This window comes from Leisingera sp. SA32 (genome assembly GCF_056033425.1).
Genome location: NZ_JBVYHB010000003.1, coordinates 197,840 through 220,130 on the forward strand (window position 1 = coordinate 197,840; position 22,291 = coordinate 220,130).

General features: G+C 66.1%; 22 protein-coding genes. 11 read left to right on the forward strand and 11 right to left on the reverse strand.

Annotated features, from left to right (window positions below; all coding sequences use genetic code 11):
• The first annotated feature begins 167 nt into the window (after nucleotides 1-167).
• The 7 genes from AC0IPL_RS06040 to AC0IPL_RS06070 all read left to right on the forward strand — a co-directional run bounded on the left by AC0IPL_RS06040 (nucleotide 168) and on the right by AC0IPL_RS06070 (nucleotide 7,277).
• A complete protein-coding gene (locus AC0IPL_RS06040) occupies nucleotides 168-1,208 on the forward strand; it encodes a glycosyltransferase (RefSeq protein ID WP_474272779.1) in 1,041 nt (346 codons plus the stop codon).
• Nucleotides 1,209-1,282: 74 nt separating this feature from the next.
• Nucleotides 1,283-1,954, forward strand: coding sequence for a DUF2161 domain-containing phosphodiesterase (locus AC0IPL_RS06045; protein WP_474272780.1), 672 nt, complete (start codon nucleotides 1,283-1,285; stop codon nucleotides 1,952-1,954).
• 201 nt (nucleotides 1,955-2,155) lie between these two features.
• Nucleotides 2,156-2,443 carry a co-chaperone GroES gene (gene groES / locus AC0IPL_RS06050; protein ID WP_474272782.1) on the forward strand — a complete coding sequence of 96 codons (288 nt, stop codon included), beginning with the start codon at nucleotides 2,156-2,158 and terminating at the stop codon, nucleotides 2,441-2,443.
• A gap of 65 nt (nucleotides 2,444-2,508) precedes the next feature.
• A complete protein-coding gene (groL, locus tag AC0IPL_RS06055) occupies nucleotides 2,509-4,161 on the forward strand; it encodes a chaperonin GroEL (protein ID WP_474272784.1) in 1,653 nt (550 codons plus the stop codon).
• A 273-nt stretch (nucleotides 4,162-4,434) separates the two neighbouring features.
• Nucleotides 4,435-5,307, forward strand: a complete 873-nt coding sequence (locus AC0IPL_RS06060) for a DMT family transporter (RefSeq protein ID WP_474272785.1) — start codon at nucleotides 4,435-4,437, stop codon at nucleotides 5,305-5,307.
• Between the two features lie 45 nt (nucleotides 5,308-5,352).
• A complete protein-coding gene (locus tag AC0IPL_RS06065; protein ID WP_474272786.1) occupies nucleotides 5,353-6,132 on the forward strand; it encodes an esterase/lipase family protein in 780 nt (259 codons plus the stop codon).
• Nucleotides 6,129-7,277, forward strand: coding sequence for an alpha-D-ribose 1-methylphosphonate 5-triphosphate diphosphatase (locus AC0IPL_RS06070; RefSeq protein ID WP_474272787.1), 1,149 nt, complete (start codon nucleotides 6,129-6,131; stop codon nucleotides 7,275-7,277). The genes AC0IPL_RS06065 and AC0IPL_RS06070 overlap by 4 nt, the downstream gene beginning before the upstream one ends.
• Nucleotides 7,278-7,423: 146 nt before the next feature.
• Here the strand turns inward: AC0IPL_RS06070 and AC0IPL_RS06075 are convergent, their stop codons facing one another.
• From AC0IPL_RS06075 to AC0IPL_RS06090, 4 genes are all read right to left on the reverse strand, one after another.
• A complete protein-coding gene (locus AC0IPL_RS06075) occupies nucleotides 7,424-8,500 on the reverse strand; it encodes a 5-(carboxyamino)imidazole ribonucleotide synthase (protein ID WP_474272788.1) in 1,077 nt (358 codons plus the stop codon).
• Nucleotides 8,493-8,981 (reverse strand): 5-(carboxyamino)imidazole ribonucleotide mutase, encoded by a 489-nt coding sequence (gene purE, locus AC0IPL_RS06080; RefSeq protein ID WP_474272790.1) that lies wholly within the window; start codon nucleotides 8,979-8,981, stop codon nucleotides 8,493-8,495. The genes AC0IPL_RS06075 and purE overlap by 8 nt, the downstream gene beginning before the upstream one ends.
• A 231-nt stretch (nucleotides 8,982-9,212) precedes the next feature.
• Nucleotides 9,213-10,496: a uracil-xanthine permease family protein gene (locus AC0IPL_RS06085; RefSeq protein WP_474272792.1), complete on the reverse strand. Its 1,284-nt coding sequence runs from the start codon at nucleotides 10,494-10,496 to the stop codon at nucleotides 9,213-9,215.
• Between the two features lie 447 nt (nucleotides 10,497-10,943).
• A complete protein-coding gene (locus AC0IPL_RS06090; RefSeq protein ID WP_474272794.1) occupies nucleotides 10,944-11,168 on the reverse strand; it encodes a YdcH family protein in 225 nt (74 codons plus the stop codon).
• A gap of 183 nt (nucleotides 11,169-11,351) precedes the next feature.
• On the opposite strand from AC0IPL_RS06090, the gene AC0IPL_RS06095 reads away from it, so the two are divergent.
• The 3 genes from AC0IPL_RS06095 to AC0IPL_RS06105 all read left to right on the forward strand — a co-directional run bounded on the left by AC0IPL_RS06095 (nucleotide 11,352) and on the right by AC0IPL_RS06105 (nucleotide 12,986).
• Nucleotides 11,352-11,765, forward strand: coding sequence for an Hsp20 family protein (locus AC0IPL_RS06095; protein ID WP_222455096.1), 414 nt, complete (start codon nucleotides 11,352-11,354; stop codon nucleotides 11,763-11,765).
• A gap of 4 nt (nucleotides 11,766-11,769) precedes the next feature.
• The gene (locus AC0IPL_RS06100; RefSeq protein WP_474272795.1) at nucleotides 11,770-11,994 is read left to right on the forward strand and encodes a DUF1150 family protein; all 225 of its coding nucleotides are present in this window, start codon (nucleotides 11,770-11,772) and stop codon (nucleotides 11,992-11,994) included.
• Nucleotides 11,995-12,101: 107 nt separating this feature from the next.
• Nucleotides 12,102-12,986 carry a PhzF family phenazine biosynthesis protein gene (locus tag AC0IPL_RS06105; RefSeq protein ID WP_474272796.1) on the forward strand — a complete coding sequence of 295 codons (885 nt, stop codon included), beginning with the start codon at nucleotides 12,102-12,104 and terminating at the stop codon, nucleotides 12,984-12,986.
• Between the two features lie 12 nt (nucleotides 12,987-12,998).
• On the opposite strand, the gene AC0IPL_RS06110 is transcribed toward AC0IPL_RS06105, so the two are convergent.
• The 5 genes from AC0IPL_RS06110 to trxB form a co-directional block, all read right to left on the reverse strand.
• Nucleotides 12,999-13,820, reverse strand: a complete 822-nt coding sequence (locus AC0IPL_RS06110) for a hypothetical protein (RefSeq protein ID WP_474272798.1) — start codon at nucleotides 13,818-13,820, stop codon at nucleotides 12,999-13,001.
• Between the two features lie 122 nt (nucleotides 13,821-13,942).
• Nucleotides 13,943-16,012, reverse strand: a complete 2,070-nt coding sequence (locus AC0IPL_RS06115; protein WP_474273195.1) for a bifunctional sulfate adenylyltransferase/adenylylsulfate kinase — start codon at nucleotides 16,010-16,012, stop codon at nucleotides 13,943-13,945.
• Between the two features lie 237 nt (nucleotides 16,013-16,249).
• Entirely contained in the window at nucleotides 16,250-17,926 is a 1,677-nt protein-coding gene (locus tag AC0IPL_RS06120; RefSeq protein WP_474272799.1) for an adenylate/guanylate cyclase domain-containing protein, read from the reverse strand.
• 70 nt (nucleotides 17,927-17,996) lie between these two features.
• Nucleotides 17,997-19,079, reverse strand: coding sequence for a Hint domain-containing protein (locus tag AC0IPL_RS06125; RefSeq protein ID WP_474272800.1), 1,083 nt, complete (start codon nucleotides 19,077-19,079; stop codon nucleotides 17,997-17,999).
• A gap of 179 nt (nucleotides 19,080-19,258) precedes the next feature.
• Nucleotides 19,259-20,203 carry a thioredoxin-disulfide reductase gene (gene trxB / locus AC0IPL_RS06130; protein WP_474272801.1) on the reverse strand — a complete coding sequence of 315 codons (945 nt, stop codon included), beginning with the start codon at nucleotides 20,201-20,203 and terminating at the stop codon, nucleotides 19,259-19,261.
• 240 nt (nucleotides 20,204-20,443) lie between these two features.
• On the opposite strand from trxB, the gene AC0IPL_RS06135 reads away from it, so the two are divergent.
• Complete coding sequence (locus tag AC0IPL_RS06135; protein WP_474272802.1) at nucleotides 20,444-20,944, forward strand: Lrp/AsnC family transcriptional regulator; 501 nt, start codon at nucleotides 20,444-20,446, stop codon at nucleotides 20,942-20,944.
• Nucleotides 20,945-21,044: 100 nt separating this feature from the next.
• On the opposite strand, the gene AC0IPL_RS06140 is transcribed toward AC0IPL_RS06135, so the two are convergent.
• Together AC0IPL_RS06140 and AC0IPL_RS06145 are read right to left on the reverse strand one after the other, a co-directional pair.
• Nucleotides 21,045-21,812: a Hint domain-containing protein gene (locus tag AC0IPL_RS06140; protein WP_474272803.1), complete on the reverse strand. Its 768-nt coding sequence runs from the start codon at nucleotides 21,810-21,812 to the stop codon at nucleotides 21,045-21,047.
• Nucleotides 21,813-22,059: 247 nt separating this feature from the next.
• The gene (locus AC0IPL_RS06145) at nucleotides 22,060-22,185 is read right to left on the reverse strand and encodes a hypothetical protein (protein WP_474272805.1); all 126 of its coding nucleotides are present in this window, start codon (nucleotides 22,183-22,185) and stop codon (nucleotides 22,060-22,062) included.
• Nucleotides 22,186-22,291 lie beyond the last annotated feature (106 nt).

Below are 22,291 nucleotides of genomic sequence, written 5' to 3' on the forward strand. Positions count from 1 at the left end.
TTCACTCATCTGACATGAAATAGGGGAGATTTGCGCGCCTTATAGAAAGGCTGCGCGCCGGTGTCATCCCATAACTCTTATGTGCCGCAATGCAGCGCCGATTTGCCGCCGCTTGTCTCGCTGCGGGCTTGGGCCTAGGGTCGCACGCAAACGGGGCAGGGGCAGACATGGTGCAGACATCCGAGGCGCTGAAGATCGACGTCGGTCTCTTTGCCCATGACGAGGGCGCGGGCATCGCCGCCATGCTGGACGGGCTGGCGCAGCAATCGCTGCTGCAGGGCGGCGCGGATGTGCGCCTGCTGCTGCTGGCCAATGGCTGCCGCGATGACACCGTTGCACAGGCGCGCGCCGCCATCGCCGCCAGCGCGCTGGCGGGCCGGGCGGAGGTTCTGGACCTGCCGGAGCCTGGCAAGAGCCGCACCTGGAACCGGTTCACCCATGATCTGTCGCGCAAGGAGGCGGATCTGCTGATCTATTGCGACGCCGACATCCGCTTTGCCGATGCCTCCACCTTGCAGCAGCTGGCCGACTTCATGCAGGCCAACCCGCAGCTGGCCGCCAGCAGTTCCTTCCCGGTCAAGGATCTGGCGCTGGCCGAGCGCCGCCTGTCGCTGGTCGAAAAGCTGATCGTTTCCGGCGGCAGCCGACCCGAGGATGTGCGCAGCCACATCTGCGGCCAGTGCTATGTCGCCCGCGCCGAGGCGGTGCGCGCGGTCCATATGCCCGCTGGCCTGCCAGTGGAGGACGGCTATCTGCGCGCCATGCTGCTGACCCGAAACTTCACCGCGCCGGAGGATCTGTCCCGCATCGATGCCAGCCCGGCTGTCTGGCACATCTATGAAAGCGAGCGGACCCTGGCCGCCCTGATCCGGCACCAGACCCGCATCGTTATCGGCGGTGCGGTCAATCTGGCGCTGTTTGACCACCTGCGCCAGCTGCCCCGCGATCAGCGCCCCGCAACCCTGCGACAGGCGGCAGCGCAGTCGGGCTGGCTGCATGACATGCTGGCAGCCGCGCTGCCGCGGGCGCCCTGGGGCTGGGTGCCGGTGCATTTTCTGGTCAAACGCAGCGCCGCGCTGCTGCAAACGCCGGGGGCGCTGCGGCCCGGACGGCTGGCAAAACTGCTGGCCGGGCAGGGGTTCGATCTGCTGGTGTGGCTGCTGGCGCAATGGCGCATGGCCCGCGGCAGCGGCGCCGGGTACTGGTAAGCGACCGGGCAGGGCGGTGCCTTTGCGACGCGCGCCGCATTGCCAATCGCGCGGCATCCTGCCAGTCAGGGCGCATGGAACGCGAGGATCAGCTGTATGCGCCGGTGAAGGCGCTGCTTGAAGCCCAGGGCTATGCCGTCAAAGGCGAGGTGGGCGCGGTGGATGTGATGGCTGTGCGCGGCGAGGAGCCGCCGGTGATTGTCGAGCTGAAGCTGCGGTTCTCGCTGTCGCTGTTCCATCAGGCAATTGCCCGGCTGGCGGTGAGCGATCACGTCTATATCGCGGTGCCGCGCCCCGGCGGGCGGCAGGCGCGGCGGATGCTCAAGGACAATCTGGCCCTGTGCCGGCGGCTGGGGTTGGGGCTGATTACTGTGCTGGCCGATGGCCGCGCCGAGGTGCATTGCGATCCCGGCCCCTACAGTCCGCGCAAATCCAAGAAGAAACAGCAGCGCCTGCTGCGCGAATTTCAGACCCTGCGCGGCGACCCCAACGCGGGCGGTGCCACCCGGCACGGGCTGGTCACCGCCTACCGTCAGGATGCGCTGGCCTGTGCCGCCCATCTGGCCACGGTCGGTGCCTGCAAGGGGGCGGAGGTCGCCCGCGCCACCGGTGTCGCCCGCGCCACCCGGCTGATGGCCAGCAACCACTACGGTTGGTTCGAGCGGGTGGCCACCGGCATCTACCAGCTGACGGACGGCGGGCGGCAGGGGCTGGCAGACTGGGCGGGCAGCTGGGAGGACGACTGATCCGCCGCGCCCCCCGATCCCGCAGTGAAGGGATGCATTTTTTCTGCTGATTCCGTGTTGACAAGGCCGGGGTGCATTCCTAGCTTCCCCTCGTTAGCACTCACCGGGTGTGAGTGATAACGGCTCCGGTCGCCGCCCCATACTGCGGGCGCATCGGGGTGCAAAAGATAACAACCTTTGAGCCTTTAAGGAGCTGCAAAGATGGCATTGAAACCGCTTCATGACCGCGTGCTGGTGCGTCGCACCGAGAGCGAAGAAAAAACCGCAGGCGGCCTGATCATCCCTGATTCCGCCAAGGAAAAGCCGAGCGAAGGCCAGGTCGTCGCAACCGGCGAAGGCGCGCGCAAGGACAGCGGCGAGCTGATCGCCATGGCCGTGAAAGAGGGTGACAAGATCCTGTTCGGCAAATGGTCCGGCACCGAAGTCACCGTCGACGGCGAAGAGCTGCTGATGATGAAGGAAAGCGACATCATGGGCATCATCGAGTAAGCCGCCCGGCTGCTCTGATCCCAAATCTCGCTGACAACCACAGAATTTCTCTAGGAGAGTGAACAATGGCTGCTAAGGACGTCAAATTCGACACCGATGCCCGCAACCGTATGCTGAAAGGCGTCAACATTCTGGCTGACGCCGTGAAAGTGACCCTGGGCCCCAAAGGCCGCAACGTGGTTCTGGACAAATCCTTCGGCGCACCGCGCATCACCAAGGACGGCGTGTCCGTGGCGAAGGAAATCGAACTGGAAGACAAGTTCGAGAACATGGGCGCCCAGATGGTGAAGGAAGTTGCTTCCCGCACCAACGACGAAGCCGGTGACGGTACCACCACCGCAACCGTTCTGGCCCAGGCCATCGTCAAAGAAGGCCTGAAGCAGGTTGCAGCGGGCCTGAACCCGATGGACCTGAAGCGCGGTATCGACCTGGCCACCGCCAAGGTTGTCGAAGGCATCAAAGCCTCCGCCCGCGCCGTGAAAGACTCCGACGAGGTTGCGCAGGTTGGCACCATCTCCGCCAACGGCGAAGCTGAAATCGGCCGCCAGATCGCTGACGCGATGCAGAAAGTCGGCAACGAAGGTGTCATCACCGTCGAAGAGAACAAAGGCATGGAAACCGAGACCGACGTGGTCGAGGGCATGCAGTTCGACCGCGGCTACCTGTCGCCCTACTTCGTGACCAACGCTGACAAGATGATTGCAGAGCTGGATGACTGCATGATCCTGCTGCACGAGAAGAAACTGTCTTCGCTGCAGCCGATGGTTCCGCTGCTGGAGCAGGTGATCCAGTCGCAGAAACCGCTGCTGATCATTGCCGAAGACGTCGAAGGCGAAGCGCTGGCGACCCTGGTTGTCAACAAGCTGCGCGGCGGCCTGAAAATCGCAGCCGTCAAGGCACCGGGCTTCGGCGACCGCCGCAAGGCCATGCTGCAGGACATCGCGATCCTGACCGGTGGCCAGGTGATCTCCGAAGATCTGGGCATGAAGCTCGAGTCCGTCACCATGGACATGCTGGGCACCGCCAAGAAGGTCGAAATCACCAAGGACGAAACCACCATCGTCGACGGTGCTGGCGAGAAGGCCGAGATCGAAGCACGTGTTGCCCAGATCCGCACCCAGATCGAAGAGACCACCTCCGACTACGACCGTGAGAAGCTGCAAGAGCGCGTTGCCAAACTGGCAGGCGGTGTTGCCGTGATCCGCGTCGGCGGCATGACCGAAGTGGAAGTGAAAGAGCGTAAAGACCGTGTCGACGACGCCCTGAACGCCACCCGCGCAGCCGTGCAGGAAGGCGTGATCGTCGGCGGCGGTGTTGCCCTGGTCCAGGCCGGCAAGGCCCTGGAAGGTCTGGAAGGCGCCAACGCCGACCAGAACGCCGGCATCAACATCGTCCGCAAGGCCATCGAAGCGCCGCTGCGCCAGATCGCCGAGAACGCCGGTGTCGACGGTGCCGTGGTTGCAGGCAAGATCCGCGAATCCTCGGACAACGCCTTTGGCTACAACGCGCAGACCGATGAATATGGCGACATGTTCTCCTTCGGCGTGATTGACCCGGCCAAGGTGACCCGTACCGCGCTGGAAGACGCGGCCTCGGTTGCAGGTCTGCTGATCACCACCGAAGCCATGGTTGCCGACAAGCCCGCCAAAGAAGGCGCAGCTGCCGGCGGCGGCATGCCCGACATGGGCGGCATGGGCGGCATGGGCGGCATGATGTAAGTCACGCCATCCAACCGGATGACTTTGGGGGCTGCCTGAAAGGGCGGCCCCTTTTTCATTGCCCGAGGGCTGCGCCTGCCGAAGCCCCGCTTTGCGGGGCTGCCTCCGGCGGGCGTATTTCTGACCAGAAAGAGGCCCGGGCGGATCATCGCGGCGGGCCAGGTGCAAGGGGCGGCGGCACAAGGTAAGCCTCTGCGCCGCAAATGCGGGCGCAGCTCACCGACACAAAGAATTCACTGGCCCTGCGGCGCGGCGCGGGGTAGCCCCAAGCCTATGCGATTGTTTCTCCTCGTCTGCCTCACCATGCTGGCCTTCGCGGCCAATTCCATCCTCGGCCGGGCCGCGATTGCGGGGGGGCACATGGATGCCACCGGCTTTGGCCTGTGGCGGCTGGTCTCCGGCGCTGCGATGCTGGGCGTTCTGTGCGCCTTTCGCGGGCTGCAGCCCTGGAGCCGGGCGCGGATCCTGCGCTGGTCCTCGCTGTGGGGCGGTGCTGCGCTGACCCTCTATATGGCGGGATTTACCCTGGCCTATCAGGATCTTGATGCGGGGCTGGGGGCGCTGGTGCTGTTTGGTGTGGTGCAAGTGTCGATGTTTTTGTGGGGCGCGATGCGTGGCAGTCCCGTGACCGGGGTGCAGATGGCGGGGGCCTTGCTGGCCTTTGGCGGGCTGGCCTATGTGGTCTGGCCCGCAGAGGGCGCGGGTGTGCCGCTGACGGCTTCGCTCCTGATGGCGGCCAGCGGATTGGGCTGGGGGATCTACAGCCTGCTGGGGCGCGGCGCGCAGCAGCCGTTGGCGGCGACGGCGGTGAATTTCGCCTGGTCCAGTGTGATGATGCTGCCGGTGCTGCTGCTGGCGGGCGGCGGCACCGTGGTCAGCGCCTATGGCGTGGGCTTGGCGGTGCTGTCGGGGGCGGTTACCTCCGGCATGGGCTATGCGCTGTGGTACCGGGTGTTGCCGCAACTGGCGCCCGCAGTTGCAGCCACGGTGCAGCTGAGCGTGCCGGTCATCGCCATCCTCGGCGGTGCTGCCCTGCTGCATGAGCCGATCGGCCTGCGGCTGGTATTTGGCACTCTTGCAGTGCTGGGCGGCATTGCCCTGGTGGTGCGGCGCACGCCAAAGGCACGGCAGGCGGCGGCGGAGTAAGGGCAGGGGCTTTTCCCGCCTGCCAAATCCGCTTATCTGCTGCGCATGACCTCGCTTTTGAAACCCCTTGTCCTGTCCGTCTCCGCGCTGCTGCCGCTGCCTGCGGCGGCCGACTGCGTGATCCTTCTGCATGGGCTGGCCCGGTCCGAGACTTCCTTTGCCGTGATGGAGCAGGTGTTGCAGTCGCGTGGCTATGAGGTGGTGCGCCCCGGCTATGCCTCCACCGAAGCGCCGGTGGAAGTGCTGGCAGAGGCGACCTTGCCTCAGGCCTTTGCCGCCTGCGGCGCGCAGCAAACCCATGTGGTGACCCACTCCATGGGGGGCATTCTGCTGCGGCACTGGGTGCGGGAAAACCACCCCGACACCCTGGGCCGGGTGGTGATGATGGGGCCGCCGAACCAGGGCAGCGAGCTGGTTGACGAATTGGGCGACTGGGAGGTCTTTGGCCTCCTGAACGGACCCGCCGGATTGCAGCTGGGCACCGGCGCAGACAGTCTGCCGCGGCAATTGCCGCCTGTTGACTTCGCGCTGGGGGTGATCGCGGGAAACGAGACGCTGAACCCGTTGTTTTCCGCGCTGATCCCAGGCGCGGATGACGGCAAGGTCTCGGTTGACAGCACCAAGGTCGCGGGCATGCGCGCGCATTTGACGCTGCCGGTGACCCATACCTACATGATGAACAACCCACAGGTGATGGCCCAGGCGCTGCACTTCATCGAGACCGGCCGGTTCGACCCGGATCTGGGCTGGCTGGCGGCGATGGAGGAAATCATCACCGAGGCCTGTCAGCTGAATGGCGGTTGCACGGAGGAGACAGGCAAATGACCTTGGAACTGACCATGCAGGGCGGCGATGTGCTGCGGCCCGGCGGCGTGGAGCAGGGGGGCGAGCTGGCCATCGGCGGCGGCGTGATTTCCCAGGCTGTGATCGGTCGCAGGGTCGACCTCAGCGGCTACCTGCTGCTGCCGGGGATCGTGGATGCCCATGGCGACGGGTTCGAACGTCACCTGGCGCCGCGGCGCGGTGCGATGAAACAGATGGCCGAAGGCGTGGTGGCCGCCGAGGCTGAGCTGGCCGCCAATGGTATCACCACCGCCGTTCTCGCGCAGTTCTACTCTTGGGAGGGGGGCTTGCGCGGGCCGGAGTTTGCCGCACAGGTGTTTGAGGGCATCAAGGCGGTGCGCGCGCAGCTTGTCACGGATCTGATGCCGCAGCTGCGGCTGGAGATCCACATGCTGGACGACTACGCCAGCCTGCCGGCGCGTCTGGCCGACTGGCAGGTCCCTTATGTGGTGTTCAACGACCACTTGCCGCATGCGCGTCTGGCCGAGGGCAGGAAGCCGCCGCGGCTGACCGGGCAGGCGCTGAAGGCGGGGCGCAATCCGGACGTGCATTGGCAGATGCTCAAGGACATGCATGCGCGCCGCGACGAGATCCCGGCGGCGATGGAAACACTCTGCGCAGATCTGTCGGCGATGGACGTCCGGCTGGGCAGCCATGACGACCACCATGCCGCGGACCGGAGCCTGTGGCGGGCTCGCGGTGCGCGGATTTCGGAGTTTCCCGAGACGATGGAGGCGGCTGAAGCCGCGCGGGCCGGGGGCGACCATATCATCCTGGGCTCGCCCAACGTGGTGCGCGGTGGCTCGCACAAGGGCAATGCCTCGGCGCTGGAGCTGATTGCCATGGGGCTGTGCGATGCGCTGGCCTCTGACTACCACTACCCCAGCCCGCGCCGCGCGGCGCTGATGCTGGCGCGCGCGGGTCTGCTGGATCTGGACGGCGCCTGGCGGTTGGTGTCCGACGGGCCAGCCCGGATGCTGGGTCTGGAGGACCGCGGCACACTGGAGGCGGGCAAACGCGCCGACATCGTGGTGCTGGACAGGACAACCCAGCGTGTCGCCGCCACCCTGTCGGGCGGGCGTGTCAGCTATATGTCGGGAGATGTGGCAAGCCGCTTTCTCGGCTAGCGGGGAGGGGCGCCGCGCATCAGGCCGAATGGCCCTCTTTGCGGCGCGTGAAACCGGCGCGGCCGCTTTCACAGGCACGACCATATCGCGCCTGCGTTTCTTTCTGGTCGAAAATACTCCGGGGTTTGGGGCAGAGCCCCAATCCGTCACTCCTGCGGTTTGACCACCCTGTTCACATGCGCCATCTTGCGACCCGGCTTGGCCTCGGCCTTGCCATAGAGGTGCAGCGCGCAGTTGGCTTCCCTGGCCAGCTCCGGAATGCGATCCACGTCATCGCCGATCAGGTTTTCCATCACCACGTCCGAATGCCTCTGGCCGTCGCCCAACGGCCAGCCCGCGACCGCGCGGATGTGCTGCTCGAACTGGTCCACGGTGCAGCCGTTCTGGGTCCAATGACCGGAGTTGTGCACCCGCGGCGCGATCTCATTCACGATCAACCCCCGCGGGGTCACAAAGAGCTCAACCCCCAGAACGCCGACATAGTCCAGCGCGTTCAATATCTTGCCCGCCATCAGCACCGCATCCATGCGCTGCCCCTTGCTGAGGCGCGCAGGCACGGTGGTGGTGTGCAGGATACCCTCGCGGTGGACGTTTTCGCCGGGATCGAAACAGGCGATCTCCCCCGTGGTGCCGCGGGCCGCGATCACCGACACCTCGTGGCTGAAGGCGACGAACCCTTCCAGAATCGAGGGCGCGCCGGCCATGGCCGCCAGCGCCTCGGCGGCGTCTTCGGCGGCCTTGATGCGGGCCTGGCCCTTGCCGTCATAGCCGAACCGGCGGGTCTTCAGGATTGCCGGTGCGCCGATGTCAGCGAGGGCGGCATCGAGACTGGCCTGATCGGTGATATCGGCAAAGGGCGCGGTCTGCAGGCCGAGATCTTGCAGAAATGCCTTTTCGGTCAGCCGGTCCTGACTGATGCGCAGCGCCTCGCGTCCCGGGCGGATCGGCTTGTGCGATTCCAGGAGGTCGAGCGCGGAGGTGGGGATGTTCTCGAACTCATACGTGATCACATCGACCGAGGCGGCAAAGGCGCTGAGCGCTGCGGCGTCCTCGTAGCCGGCGGTGGTCACCCTGTCGGCGACCTGACCGGCGGGCGGGTTGAGCCCCGGTTCGAAGATGTGGGTTTTGAACCCGAGGCGGGAGGCCGCGACAGAGAGCATCCGGCCAAGCTGGCCACCGCCGAGGATGCCGATTGTGGCGCCGGGGGAGAGCATGTCAGTCATCGATCGGCTCCTGCGGGATGGAGGCCGAGAGCGCGTCGCGCCAGCTGTCCAGCCGCTGCGCCAGTTCGGCGTCCTGAAGCGCCAGAATGCCCGCGGCCATCAGCCCGGCGTTGGCAGCGCCAGCGGAGCCGATGGCCATGGTGGCGACCGGGAAGCCCTTGGGCATCTGTACGATGGAATAGAGCGAATCGACCCCTGACAGCGCCCGTGTCTGCACCGGCACGCCGACCACCGGCACGCGGGTCTTGGAGGCCACCATGCCGGGCAGATGCGCCGCCCCGCCAGCGCCGGCGATGATTACCTGCAACCCGCGCTCTGCGGCGGTCTTGCCATAGTCCCACAGCCGGTCCGGGGTGCGGTGGGCCGAGACGATCTTTGCCTCGTAGGAAACGCCCAGTTCATCGAGGATATTCGCGGCTTCCTTCATGGTGGGCCAGTCAGATTGGCTTCCCATGATGATGCCTACTTTGATGTCGGCCATCGGCTTGGCTCCTGTCACGGCTTGTGGAGCGCGCACTATAGGCAAAGTTGGGTTTTGCGCAATCCGGCTGACAGCGGATTCGCACGTCATTTGCGGCGATCATCCAGGGGCAGGCGCTTTGCCGCAGGTGGGGGAGGCTCCCGCCCGCGCGGGGATGCAGCCAAGCTGCACCGCCGCTGCGGTTGGGCGTCGCGCCGCGCGGATGCGCGGCGCGGGTGGCGCAGGGCAAGATCAGTCCCGCTGTTTCGGCAGGATCAGGTTCAGGATCAGCCCCACAACGCCGGACAGGCCGATGCCCGCGAGGGTGAACCCCTCGCCGAATTCCAGCGTCAGGCCGCCGAGGCCAATGATCAGCACGGTGGAGATAATCACCATGTTGCGCGCCTCGGACAGGGCGTCACCCAGCTTCGCCAGCACGCTGAGGCCGACCACGATGACCATGCCAAAGAGCAGGATCATGATGCCACCCATTACCGGCATGGGGATGGTCGCCAGCGCGCCCGACAGCTTGCCCACAAAGGCCAGTGCAATCGCGATCAGCGCCGCCCAGGTCATGATCGCGGGGTTGAAGGCGCGGGTCAGGGTGACGGCTCCGGTGACCTCGGAGTAGGTGGTGTTGGGCGGCCCGCCCAACAGGCCGGCGGCAGTGGTGGCAAGGCCATCGCCCAGCATGGTGTTCTGGATGCCGGGTTTTTGCATGTAGTTGCGCTTGGTCACGTTGGAGATCGCGAGAATGTCGCCGAAATGCTCGATCGCCGGGGCGATGGCGACCGGCAGGATGAACAGGATGGCCGCGAGGTTGAACTCCGGTGCGACGAACTGGGGCACTGCGAACCACGGCGCTGCGGCCAGCGCGGAGGTGTCGATCAGGCTGGCGCCGGTCACGGCCCCAAGCACCAGGGCGGCGGTGTAGCCTGCGGCAACGCCCGCTAGAATCGGGACGATGCGCATGATGCCGCGGCCCAGGATCGCCGTCAGCATGGTGGTGCCGAGCGAGATCGCGGCCAGCAGCAATGCGGTGTCGCGCGGCATGATCTGGGTGTCTCCGGCCAGGCCGGTGGCCATGTTCACCGCAACCGGCGCCAGCGACAGGCCGATCACCATGATGACAGGCCCCACCACGACGGGCGGCAGCAACCGGTGCAGGAAGCCGCTGCCGAAGGCGCGGATCGCAACGCTCAGCGCCACATACAGCAGCCCGGCCGCGGCCAGGCCGCCGGTGGTGGCGGCGACGCCCCAGGTCTGCACGCCATGGATGATCGGCGCGATGAAGGCAAAGGAGGACGCCAGAAACACCGGCACCTGGCCGCGGGTCACGATCTGGAAGATCAGCGTGCCAAGCCCGGCGGTAAACAGCGCCACGCTGGGATCCAGACCGGTCAGCAGCGGCACCAGCACCAGCGCGCCAAAGGCCACAAAGAGCATCTGGGCGCCGGCCAGCGCCTGCCGGGGGGAGAAAATGTAATCGGTGTCCTGCACGTCGGGCACCGGGGCGTGGTCGCGCGTGGCGGTCATGGGTCGGGCGTTCCTTGTCTGTCGTCGTTTTGTGGGTTGGTGGTTGTCTGGCTCCGTCCGGCACCTGCTGGCCAGCCCGGGCGGCGCGGAAAACCTTGCGGGTTCTAGAAAGAAGCGCGCGGTTTGACCAGCCTTGGTTTTGCACCGTAAAGCCCTGTCCGACCAGCGCATGGACGGTCCGGGTCGCGGTAGGGCGGCAGGGTATTTGCAAGGTTTTTCTGGTGGACCGGCGCGGCGGGCGGGGCCCATGCCGCTTGGCACGGCCGCGGCGCGCCGCAGGCGCGCTGCCGGGCCCAACGTCGGGCGGGCAGCCGGCTGCCCGGCACCGGCGGCGGGCGCGACCCGCTGTGGTTCTGGAATGGTGATGCCGCGTTCTGCGGCGCACACCCCGGCAACTTTGGCGCGGGGCTGGGCTGGGCTGCGCCGGGGCGCCGGCGCAGGCAAGGATCAGGCGATGATGTCCGGGGTCAGCCGGTCTTCGATCAGGGCGATCTTGTCCTTGAGGATGAGCTTTTGCTTCTTCAGGCGGCGGACTGTCAGCTGGTCGCTGCCAGCGCGGTCGTCGAGGGCGCTGATCGCCGCATCCAGATCGCGGTGCTGCCTGCGGAATACCTCCAGCTCAACCTTCAGGACCTCGTCGGTTTTCATCGACACATCTGTGGGTGCATTCATTGGCGACTCAAGCTTTGCGGATGAAGGAAGTGGAGGTGACGATACTTCGTTAACCTCTTTTCCGCTAGACCTATGCGCACATGGTCTTGTGAAACCAGCAGGAACTTCCCATATTCCTGTTGAGGCGGCTGCCGGGACCGGGGCCGCACCCTACCGTCGCTTTGGCATAAAGGACGAACGAACGTGTCGAAACTTACCTTGGCCTCCTACCCGCATATGCTGGGGTTTGAGCAATTGGAACGTCTTCTGGAACGCTCGGCGAAGTCGGGCAACGAAGGCTATCCCCCTTATAATATCGAACAGACCTCCGATCATTCCTATCGCATCACCCTGGCGGTGGCCGGGTTTGCGGAGGAAGATCTCGCAATCACCGTCGAGGATCGCCAGCTGGTGATCCGCGGCCGCCAGAGCGACGACAGCGACGGGCGGGTGTTTTTGCACCGTGGCATCGCGGCGCGCCAGTTCCAGCGCATGTTTGTGCTGGCCGATGGCGTCGAAGTCGGTGAGGCGGTGATGGAAAACGGGCTGCTGCACGTGGATCTGACCCGCGCGCGGCCCGAGACCGTGGTTCAGACCATCAACATCAGAAAGGGGTAAGGCAATGAACACACCGTTTGATTTCAGCCAGGGCTCCGGCCGGACCGTCTATGTCAAGGCGGTGGCGGTGGCGGATTTGCCCGAGGATGTACAGCAAAGCGCGGGCGGGCATGAACAGCTCTATGCCGTGCATGATTCCCAGGGCGGCCAGCTGGCGCTGGTGACCGATCGGCGCATGGCCTACGTGCTGGCGCGGCAGAACGACCTGACGCCGGTGGCGGTGCATTAAGCCTTGCCGTTGCTGCCGGGATGTTGACAGGCGGCGGCCCATACACATGATGCCAAAGGCGGGCGCGGGCCCGCCTTTTTTCTTGACCGCTGCTGAGGGAGCTGACCATGGCGCTATATGACTTTGACTGGGTGGACGCGTTTTCCGCCCGTGCCTTTGGCGGCAACGGCTGCGCCGTGGTGCATGGTGGGGCGGCGCTGCCGCAGGAGGTTTGCACCGCCTATGTGCGGGAAACCTCGCTGGTGGAATGCACCTTTACCGGCCCGTCGCAGGTGGCGGATGTGCAGGTGCGCTACTTTCTGGCCAGCCGCGAGATCCCCTTTGCCGGCCATCCCACCATTGCCACGGTGGCGGCGCTGCGCGACCGCGGGCTGGTTTCCGGCGATCGCATTACCCTGGAAACCGGCGCCGGTATCGTTCCGGTGACGCTGGACGGCGACCTGATCGAGATGACCCAGGTAGCACCGCAGTTCGGCCCCTTTGCCGACCCGGAGCTGGTGGCCGCTGCTGTGTCGTTGCCGCGGGAGGCCATCGTGGGGCGTCCGCAGAAGGTCTCGACCGGATTGCCGTTCTGCGTCACCGTGCTGCGCGACCGCGCCGCGCTGGAGGCGGCGACGCTGAACCTGGAGGCGTTGGCGCAGCTGGGGGCGTCGTTGGGGTCTGACGGGATCGACATGATGGAGCCGTTTCTGGTGACGCTGGAGGGGGCGACCTCGGCGGGTGACACCTTTGCGCGCTTGATCATGGCACCGCCGAGCCCGCCGGAAGATCCGTTCACCGGCTCAGCCACTGGCGCGATGGCGGCTTATCTTTGGCATCACGGTTTGATGGAAAAGGCCGCGTTCACGGCAGAGCAGGGCCATGGTCTGGGCCGCCCCGGCCAGGCGCGGGTGGCACGGGTTGGCGCGCCGGATGCCATCGAAGGCGTGCGGGTGGCCGGGGAGGGCTTCGTGCTGATGCGCGGCACGGTGGATCTGCCGCAGGCGGGCTGACGGCGCGTTGCGTCAGGCCTGCCAGGCCATGTCCGCAGGCAACCGCGCGGCGTGGCGGGCCAGCATCCGCCCATACAGGCTGTCCGGTGCCGGACGGTGGTTCGGGCGGGTCTTGTAGTGGACATGCAGCCCGGTGATCTCCGCGTCCTCTTCCAGCCGCCACTGCGCACCGGGGTCGAAGAAACGCGTGGTCTCATTGCCGTTCCAACAATAAAACGGCTTGGTGCCAAGGGCGTGGCCGGTCAGCCGGTGTTTCTTGATCAGTCGGGAAAAGGCATCGTTGCCATAGATGGTGATGCCCAGATCGCGGGGCGAGAACGGCTTGCCCTGCAGCCGCCACAGCGCGGGCTTCAGCACCCGCCTGCGAAAGCCCAACCAGTGCGGCATTAGATCCGGGTGGTCATAGACCCGGTTGTAATCGCGGATCATCTCTGCCTCCGGCGGCAGATAGAACACCGAAGCGCCGATGCGCTGACGGTCCTCCCAGGCGAAGAACGGCTTTTGCGGATCCACGTCGAACGGGCGGAACAGCAGCACGTCGCAGTCCAGCCACAGCCCGCGGCCCAGCTCCATCAGTTTCATGCGGAACAGGTCCGAATAGGAGACGATGCTCTGGATTTCGGCGCGTTCGGCACATCGCAGAGGCTTGAGGCGCGGGATCAGGCTGGCGGGCAGAATGTCCTCGGCCGGGCGCAGGGTCACACCGGGGGGCACGTTCTCCAGAGGGCCAAGATGATAAAGGTCGACCTCGAACCCGTGATCCAGCCAGGACGCAAGGCAAAGCGCACCCAGATTGTGGATGCGCCCGGAAATCCATAACGTCGCCAGCTTCATGCTTTGCCCCCCAACAGCTTGCCTGCAAGGGGCAGACCTACCGCAAAAGCGGGACAGACGGCAATCCGTTCCGCCCAAAGGGGCGGAACGGTGTGGTATGGTGTTGGTGGTCTGGTTCAGGCTCAGCCGGAGATCAGACCCATGCTTTCCAGCTTCAGCAGCACCTGGTGGGCGCAGTTGTCCACGTCTGTGCCTTCGGTCTCGACCCGCAGTTCCGGGTTTTCCGGCACGTCGTAGGGGTCGGAAATGCCGGTGAACTCCTTGATCTTGCCTTCGCGGGCCAGCTTGTACAGGCCCTTGCGGTCACGGCGCTCGCATTCCTCGATCGAGGTGGCGACATGCACTTCGAGGAAGGCACCGAACTGTTCCACGTCCTCGCGCACGGCGCGACGGGTGGTGGCATAGGGCGCGATCGGGGCACAGATGGCGATGCCGCCGTTCTTGGTGATCTCGCTCGCCACGTAACCGATGCGGCGGATGTTGAGGTCACGGTGCTCTTTCGAGAAGCCCAGCTCGGAGCTGAGGTTCTTGCGCACGATGTCGCCATCCAGCAGGGTCACCGGACGACCGCCCATTTCCATCAGCTTGACCATCAGCGCGTTGGCGATGGTGGATTTGCCGGAGCCGGAGAAACCGGTGAAGAACACGGTGAACCCTTGCTTGGAGCGCGGCGGCTTGGTGCGGCGCAGTTCCTTGACCACCTCGGGGAAGGAGAACCACTCGGGGATTTCCAGACCTTCGGCCAGACGGCGGCGCAGTTCGGTGCCGGAGATGTTGAGGATGGTGACGTTGTCCTTGTCCTCGATCTCGTCGGCGGGCTCGTACTGGGCGCGTTCCTGCACATAGACCATGTGCTTGAAGTCGACCATCTTGATGCCGATTTCTTCCTCATGGGCGCGGAACAGCTCCTGCGCGTCATAGGGGCCGTAGAAATCTTCACCGGCAGAGTTCTTGCCGGGGCCTGCGTGGTCGCGGCCAACGATGAAGTGGGTGCAGCCGTGGTTGGCGCGGATCAGACCGTGCCAGACAGCCTCACGCGGGCCGGCCATGCGCATTGCCAGGTTCAGCAGGCTCATGGAGGTGGTGGCGGCCGGGTACTTGTCCAGAACCGCCTCGTAGCAGCGCACGCGGGTGAAGTGGTCGACGTCGCCCGGCTTGGTCATGCCGACAACCGGGTGGATCAGCAGGTTGGCCTCGGCTTCGCGCGCGGCGCGGAAGGTCAGCTCCTGGTGGGCGCGGTGCAGCGGGTTGCGGGTCTGGAAGGCCACGACCTTGCGCCAGCCCAGCTTGCGGAACAGCGCGCGCAGCTCGTTCGGGGTGTCGCGACGGCCGCGGAAATCATAGTGGACCGGCTGCTGGATGCCGGTGACCGGACCGCCCAGATAGACCTTGCCCGCCTGGTTGTGCAGGTAGTTTACCGCCGGGTGCGCGTCGTCATCGGCACCAAAGACCTTCTCGGCCTCGCGGGCCTTGTTCGGCACCCAGTTGTCGGTGACGGTCATGGTTGCGAGGATCACGCCTTCCTGGTCGCGCAGCGCGATGTCCTGGCCCACTTCCAGCTTGGACGCGAAGTCTTCGGACACATCGAGGTTGATCGGCATCGGCCACAGGGAGCCGTCCGCCAGGCGCATGTTTTCGACCACGCCGTTGTAGTCTTCCTCGGTCAGGAAGCCGTTGAGCGGGTTGAAGCCGCCGTTCATCAACAGTTCCAGGTCGCAGATCTGGCGCGGGGTCAGGTCCCAGCTGACCAGATCGGCGGCTTCGACTTTCAGCTTCTGCGCGCTTTCGTAGGAGACATAGAGCTCAGGGATGGGAGCCAGGTTGCTTTGCATTGGATGGGTCCTGTGCTTGAGGGGGGGCAGGCCGCTGGCGGTGCCGGTGAGTTCCGCGTGCAGCGCATAGTATTCAGCGAGCTTGCGGGAGAGGAAACGGTCGGTGAGCCGCAGTTTTTCAGTCGCGCCGCGGGTGGTGAGCGTATAGGCAAACCGCTGCCGTTTATCCGGGCCGGGGCGGTGGGAGACGGTGATCAGCCCGGCCTCGGCGGCGGTGCGCAGCTGCGTGTTCAACCGTCCCAGCGAAATCCCCAGCGCCGCGGCGGTGGCCCGCTGCGGCGCATCCGGCGCCGCATCCAGCTGGCGCAGCAGTCGAAAGAGCAGGTCTTCCTCTTCCGGGGTGGATGGGGTTTCAAGGATCGGCACGGGCGGCAGCTCTGTTAATGTGTGTTCACGGGTGAACGCTCTTGCATGGAATACTGCCGGAGCAAAGGGGAAATTGCCCGCATTCGGCGATTTCCCGCCGCGTTGCATGGCTGCAACGCAGCGCAGCCCGGCCAGTGGGAAAATATTCTGCCCGGGGCTGAGATCGTGGGACGGAAGTGGCGCTGGCGCGACGCCAGGGGCGCGCGCCAGCACAAAGATTTTTTTGGTGCGTTAACGGGCCGCGGCCAAGATCCGGGGCAGGGCGGCGGCCTGCTGCACCGGCAGCGCCGCCAGCGAATCACTGACCCCGCGCAGGCGCATCTGTTGCAGGGCGAACCGCTCCGGCGCATAGCCCGCCGCCGCCAGCAGCTGGGCCGAGACCAGCAGCTCCACCTGCAAGGGTTTGGTCTGTGCCTCCAGGCGGCTGGCGGTGTTGACGCTGTCGCCGATGATGGTGGTCGGGGCATGGGAGGCGCTGCCGATTTCGCCGAGGACCAGCTCTCCCAGATGCAGGCCGATGCCGATGCGCACCGGGCCTTCGCCCTCGGAGGCGAGCTGGGCGTTGAAGCGTTCCAACGCGGTACCGATGGCGGTGGCGGCCTCTAGCGCGGCCTGGGCCGAGGGGTGCGGGCCGGGGGCCTTGAACACCGCCAGAAGCCCATCGCCGAGGTATTTGTCGACGGTGCCGCCGGCCCCGGTGATGGCGGGCACGATGGCGTCGAAGAAGCGGTTCAGCAGGAACACCACATCATAGGGCAGCTGGCCCTCGGTGCGGGCGGTGAAGCCGCGCATGTCGAGAAACAGGATCGCCAGCTGCTGTTCGCTGCCCTGGCTGGCGTGGGCGCGGCCGGGACGGCCATCGGGGCGAAATACGCGGGCGACCGTCAGCGGCGCCTGGGGGCGGATCTGGCAGGCCAGCCGCATGTTCGCGGGGGCGTCGACCCGCGCCAGGCTGCGGGCCTCTGTGGCATCGGGCGGCGGCAGCTGATCGGCGCCGTCTTCGACCACCACGCGGCAGGTGGTGCAACGCCCCTTGCCGCCACAGAGGGCGGTATGGGCCACCCCGTTGGCGCGTGACATCTCCAGCAGGGTCATGCCGCGGCCACCGCGGATTTCCGGGCCGTGGACATAGCGGATGCGCACCGCGCGCCGCCGCCGCAGCAGCCTGCGCAGCAGGAAGGTGGCGGCGCTGAGGCCCAGCAGCAGCCAGAACAGTGCCAGCCAGGTGGTCTCGACCCTCAGCATCTGGGCAAAGGCGTCGCGGCTGGGCCAGTTAAAGTCCGCCATTAGGGCGGCGCGCTGGCTGCCCTCGACAAACAGGCCATAGATGCGGCGCCCCTCTGTCAGCAGCCCGGCAAGGGCAAAACCGGGGACAAACACTGCCAGCCCCGCCATCCAGGGGATCATCGGTCGCCACCAGCGGGTCAGGCGCAGCCAGTAGTGCAGCCCGATGCAGCCGTGGATCCAGACCGCCAGCAGCAGCGCCGACTGCTGCCAGACCTCGGGCGAGTTCCACATAAGCACGATGACATAGGGCATTGCATCCTTGGTGTCGTGGATCTCATGCGCGTAGCGGGTGTAGACCAGATGGCTGAGCAGCTGTAGCGGGATCATGAGACCCAGCACGGTTTGCAGCGCCTGGCCCCGGCGCATCGACAGGCTGTGCCGCCGGGCCAGGTCCCAAAGCGCCAATCCCGCATGCAGGATCAGCGCGGCATAGAGGATCAGACTGCCCAGAGGGCTGCGGCTGACCAGCCTGCGGATGTCTTGGAACTGCGCCATCCAGTCTGGCGACAATAGCCCCAGGCCGATGTTGATGAAGTGGAAAAAGGCGTATGTGAACAGCACCAGACCTGTGACGATCCGGGTGCGGCTGATCCAATTGCCCTGCCAGAGTGCGCTCGCCAAGCCGGGTCCCCCATCGCGCTGCCATTGGAGGGCAGGGTGCCGGGCGGTGCCGCGGGGGTCAAGGCGGCGTTCAGGCTGGCGGTGTGGACGGTGGGCGGGTGGTCAGGCTATGCAGAAGCTGGCTTTCCTGCGGTTTCAGCAGCATCCGCGCCGCCGGGTAGCCGGCGCCGCCGACGCGGGCCAGATCGGGAAACAGTTCCAGAATTTCGCGCCGGGTGGCGGCGCCGCCGTCGGCCAAGAGCCGCGCGCCGGGCTGGAAGCTCTCGCTCCACAGGCCGTCGGACAGCACCAGTTGGTGCTGAGCAAACAGCAGATGCACATAGGTGGTGGCGGGGACCGGTTGGCGGCTGATCCGCTCCTGCGACAGCAGATGGTTGGCGGCGGCCAGCGCTTCGGGTTCGCCGAACAGCATCTGGCAGTCGGGGCCGTCCAGCAGCAGCCGGTGCTGCGGCGACACCCAAAGGTCGCGCGCGGGGCAGCCGGGGCCAAAGGCGTGCGCGGCAATGCGCACCGGTTGCAGGTGCGGGCAGCGCCGTATCCAGTCCGCCCCCACCTGGCGCAGGCCCACCCATAGCAGGGGCTGATAGCCATTGTCGCGGGTCAGCACCAGATCACCGGGGCGCAGACGTTCCACCGGCCGCAGGCCCGTTTGGGTGGCGATGCGGGTGCCGGTTACGAAACAGGGCACAAAGCGGGGCCGCTCGCCACTGCCGTAGTTGCTGCCCGTCAGCTTCTCGTAACGGCCGCCGTGCATCAGCGGGGCGGTGCTGGCAAAGCCCCAGGGGATGTCGGAGCCGTCCGTGTCGCGGCCATAGAGGCTGACGGTGATGACCGGGCCGAAGGTGTCGCCATCGGCGTTAAGCTGTTGCAGGTGCATCAGGGATTGGGCGGAAACGGCGCTGCCTGCGGGCACCAGTGTGCCGCCCTCGATCACGTGCTGGCCGCCGGTCAGGCCGGATTCGAAACTGCTGGCGCGTCCGGCGCTGTCGTGCAGGCGGATCTGCTGCGCGGGCTGGCTGGCGTCAAATTCGAAAACGGTGCCGTCGGGTGTCTGGGGGTTGCCGCGCACAGGGCTGCGTGCCGTCAGCTGGGGGGAGCTGGCGGCGACGGTCAAGGCGTTGACCGGATAGGCGTGAAACGTGCGAATGGCCATGAGGCCCCCGGGCAGGACGTGGTTGCTTGCCACTGTTGTGCCGCAGGTGCTGCTAAGGCGGGGTTAAAGCCCGCTCAGGCCAGGGGATTTCCAAGGTGACCGGGCTCGGCATTCGACTACTGGCGCGAAGCCGGGAGGGAGTGGCTCCCCCGCTGGCGGGCAGCGGGGGAGCCGGTATGTCAGTCGTCCTTTTCGGCCAGGAAGCGTTCGGCGTCCAGCGCTGCCATGCAGCCCATGCCGGCCGAGGTCACCGCCTGGCGATACTTGTGGTCGGTCAAGTCGCCCGCGGCAAAGATGCCGGGGATAGAGGTCTCGGTGGTGCCGGGCTTTACCTTGACGTAGCCGCCGTTGTGCAGCTCCAGCACGTCCTTGACCAGCTCGGTCGCGGGGGCGTGGCCGATGGCGACAAAGACGCCCTTGCAGGGGATCTCTTTCAGCTCGCCAGTCTGCACGTTCTTGACCACCACGCCCTCGACCCCCAGCGGGTTGTCGGTGCCGACGACCTCTTCCAGCGTGTGGAACCACAGGGTTTCGATCTTGGGGTTCTTCAGCAGGCGGTTCTCCAGGATCTTCTCGGCGCGCAGCTCGTCGCGGCGGTGGATCAGGGTCACCTTGGAGGCGAAGTTGGTGAGGAACAGCGCCTCTTCCACGGCGGTGTTGCCGCCGCCGATCACCACGATTTCCTGACCGCGGTAGAAGAAGCCGTCACAGGTGGCGCAGGCCGAGACGCCGAAGCCCTTGAACTTCTCTTCGCTCTCCAGCCCCAACCATTTGGCGCGTGCGCCGGTGGCCAGGATCACCGCATCCGCGGTGTAGGTGGTGCCGCTGTCGCCCTTGGCCACAAACGGGCGCTGGGCGGTGTCGAGCGAGGTGATGTAGTCGCCGATGATCTCGGTGCCCATCGCCGCTGCGTGCTCTTGCATGCGCACCATCAGGTCGGGGCCCTGCACCTCGGTGTCGCCGGGCCAGTTTTCGACCTCGGTGGTGGTGGTCAGCTGGCCGCCGGGCTCGATCCCCTGGACCAGGATCGGTTCCAGCATGGCACGGGCGGCATAGACCCCCGCAGTATAGCCCGCAGGCCCGGAGCCGATGATCAGGACCTTGGTGTGGCGCGTCTCGCTCATGTGTGTTCCCCACGTAATGCAGCATGGCGGGCTGGCCGCCGTCAGGCAAAGCATATAGCGCCCGCCATCGCAGGCTTAAACCCCCCAGACAGCCGGGGCGGGCCGCAGGGGCGCGCGGCCCGGGCTGCAATTGCCGCTTGTACCTTGGGCAGGCAAAGATTATTGCGCGCCGATGAAAGATAATTGCGCAGCCCTGTGGCGGTGCTATAAGAAACGCAAACGCTGAGAGGAGTCTCCCCCATGGTCACAACCCGTCTCGATCCGATTGATCGCAAGATTCTGTCGGAACTACAGGCAGATGGGCGGATGACCAACGTGGAGTTGGCCAAGCGGGTCGGCATTTCCGCGCCGCCCTGTCTGCGCCGGGTGCGCGCGCTGGAGGAGGCGGGGCTGATCCATGGCTACCACGCCGATGTGAACGCGCGTGAGCTGGGGTTCGAGGTTCAGGTGTTCGCCATGGTCGGGCTGGAGAGCCAGGCCGAGGCGGAGCTGAGCGCCTTTGAGGAGAAATGCCGCAGCTGGCCGCTGGTGCGGGAGTGCCACATGCTGAACGGCGAGGTGGATTTCATCCTGAAGTGCGTCTCGCCCGATCTGTCGACCTTTCAGAGCTTCCTGACCAGCGACCTTCTGACCACGCCTAATGTGGCCAGCGTCAAGACCTCGCTGGTGATCCGCGGCGCCAAGGATGAGCCGGGCGTGCCGTTTGAGGTGCTGGAGGAGCGGCTGGCCCGCGAGGCCTGAGCCTTCCGGCGGTACCGCCGGGCGATCCGAGATCCGTTCCGCAGATATCCCTGCCCCCGACCGGTGCTGACCGGTCGGGGGCGATCCGTGCAACCGGCCGTTACAGGATGGCAGAGCCGCTGCGGTTGCCCTTGTCGGCGCGTGGATGCGCCAGCGGGCCAAAGTCGCGGATGCTGTCGGCGTGCAGGAACATGTTCAAGAACAATGTCTTGATCGGATGACTGGCCAGCTTCAGCGCCTCCGTGCCGGGGTGATAGGTTTCAAACTCCAGTCCGCCGACAGTAATCACCGCGTGGCGCCGCAGGCAGAGGTGGTACATGTCCACAGGTGTCGGCGGCGCCGTTTCAAAGATGTTCATCCCGTCGCAAAGCTCGGTCGCCGGGGTTAGCAGCGGGCTGCCGCCGGCGGTGCTGCGCAGCAGCCGGGCCGCCGGGCCGACCACCAGGCTGGAGCTGGGTTTCTGCAATCCCATGCTGTCGGCCATGAAGCTGGTCAGCGGGTGGCTGCGCCCTTTGCTGCCGGGGCGGCCGGGCAGCAGATTTGTATGGCCGATCCACAGCAGGGTCTGTGGCTCGCCGTCGCGGGTCAGCAGATGGTCGCCGGGCAGCAGATCCTCGACCGCGATCGGCCCTTCGGTGGTTTCCACCTGCGAGCCACGGGAAAAGGCGGCGAAGGCCTCCTCGAACAGCGGCAGCGCCGGGGCGATGTGGCGGGTTTCGGCAATGCCGCCATCGGGCAGCAGGCAGGCGACCTCGAACCGGCGCAGCTGCGGCTTGCCATGGGCGCGCAATGCGGCAGGGTCTTGCAGGAATGCGGTGGCCTCAGCCGCGTTGGCAGCAGCTTGTTGCAAGGAATGCGGAATGCTCATGGCGTGCAGGACTCTCCTCAGGCGAATGGTCCTCGGCATCGGCCCCCACCGATGCGCGGGACGGGGTAAATCGTGGTTTTCAAATTCGGTCGGGCAAAAGGCCGATTGGCCAAAACCCTTTTTCAATTGCGGTAACGCGCGCTGCGGCGCGAAGGTTTCAGCGCCGGTCAGATGCCCCGGCGACGGTTTGTTCCGCTGGCGCAACAGCGCCGTTGGAAAACCGCCACCGGGGCACCCGTCCCCGGCGTTAACCCGTTTTGCGCCCTGCGGTCTGCCGCGCCCGCCGGGCTGCGGCGGACCAGGGCAGTGGCGCGGTCTCTTCGCGTTCGGCAGCGCGCAGGATCGCGGCAATGAAACGCGTGTTCCTCTTCATGGTCAGCTCCGTGGCCCGGCAGCGGCAGCGCTGCGATTACGTCTGGTCTGACCTCTTTATGGGTAATCTTTGCGCCGCGAATATGGCCTGCCGAGGGCATTTTTCA

What these genes read in the sequence shown, in the direction of transcription:
- AC0IPL_RS06100 (WP_474272795.1), top strand. Translation starts at nt 11,770, where the DNA reads ATGAACACACCGTTTGATTTCAGCCAGGGCTCCGGCCGGACCGTCTAT.
- AC0IPL_RS06145 (WP_474272805.1), bottom strand. Translation starts at nt 22,185, where the DNA reads ATGAAGAGGAACACGCGTTTCATTGCCGCGATCCTGCGCGCTGCCGAA.
- AC0IPL_RS06060 (WP_474272785.1), top strand. Translation starts at nt 4,435, where the DNA reads ATGCGATTGTTTCTCCTCGTCTGCCTCACCATGCTGGCCTTCGCGGCC.
- AC0IPL_RS06070 (WP_474272787.1), top strand. Translation starts at nt 6,129, where the DNA reads ATGACCTTGGAACTGACCATGCAGGGCGGCGATGTGCTGCGGCCCGGC.
- AC0IPL_RS06140 (WP_474272803.1), bottom strand. Translation starts at nt 21,812, where the DNA reads ATGAGCATTCCGCATTCCTTGCAACAAGCTGCTGCCAACGCGGCTGAG.
- AC0IPL_RS06125 (WP_474272800.1), bottom strand. Translation starts at nt 19,079, where the DNA reads ATGGCCATTCGCACGTTTCACGCCTATCCGGTCAACGCCTTGACCGTC.
- groES (WP_474272782.1), top strand. Translation starts at nt 2,156, where the DNA reads ATGGCATTGAAACCGCTTCATGACCGCGTGCTGGTGCGTCGCACCGAG.
- AC0IPL_RS06090 (WP_474272794.1), bottom strand. Translation starts at nt 11,168, where the DNA reads ATGAATGCACCCACAGATGTGTCGATGAAAACCGACGAGGTCCTGAAG.
- groL (WP_474272784.1), top strand. Translation starts at nt 2,509, where the DNA reads ATGGCTGCTAAGGACGTCAAATTCGACACCGATGCCCGCAACCGTATG.
- AC0IPL_RS06085 (WP_474272792.1), bottom strand. Translation starts at nt 10,496, where the DNA reads ATGACCGCCACGCGCGACCACGCCCCGGTGCCCGACGTGCAGGACACC.
- AC0IPL_RS06045 (WP_474272780.1), top strand. Translation starts at nt 1,283, where the DNA reads ATGGAACGCGAGGATCAGCTGTATGCGCCGGTGAAGGCGCTGCTTGAA.
- AC0IPL_RS06110 (WP_474272798.1), bottom strand. Translation starts at nt 13,820, where the DNA reads ATGAAGCTGGCGACGTTATGGATTTCCGGGCGCATCCACAATCTGGGT.
- AC0IPL_RS06105 (WP_474272796.1), top strand. Translation starts at nt 12,102, where the DNA reads ATGGCGCTATATGACTTTGACTGGGTGGACGCGTTTTCCGCCCGTGCC.
- AC0IPL_RS06065 (WP_474272786.1), top strand. Translation starts at nt 5,353, where the DNA reads ATGACCTCGCTTTTGAAACCCCTTGTCCTGTCCGTCTCCGCGCTGCTG.
- AC0IPL_RS06135 (WP_474272802.1), top strand. Translation starts at nt 20,444, where the DNA reads ATGGTCACAACCCGTCTCGATCCGATTGATCGCAAGATTCTGTCGGAA.
- trxB (WP_474272801.1), bottom strand. Translation starts at nt 20,203, where the DNA reads ATGAGCGAGACGCGCCACACCAAGGTCCTGATCATCGGCTCCGGGCCT.
- AC0IPL_RS06040 (WP_474272779.1), top strand. Translation starts at nt 168, where the DNA reads ATGGTGCAGACATCCGAGGCGCTGAAGATCGACGTCGGTCTCTTTGCC.
- purE (WP_474272790.1), bottom strand. Translation starts at nt 8,981, where the DNA reads ATGGCCGACATCAAAGTAGGCATCATCATGGGAAGCCAATCTGACTGG.
- AC0IPL_RS06075 (WP_474272788.1), bottom strand. Translation starts at nt 8,500, where the DNA reads ATGACTGACATGCTCTCCCCCGGCGCCACAATCGGCATCCTCGGCGGT.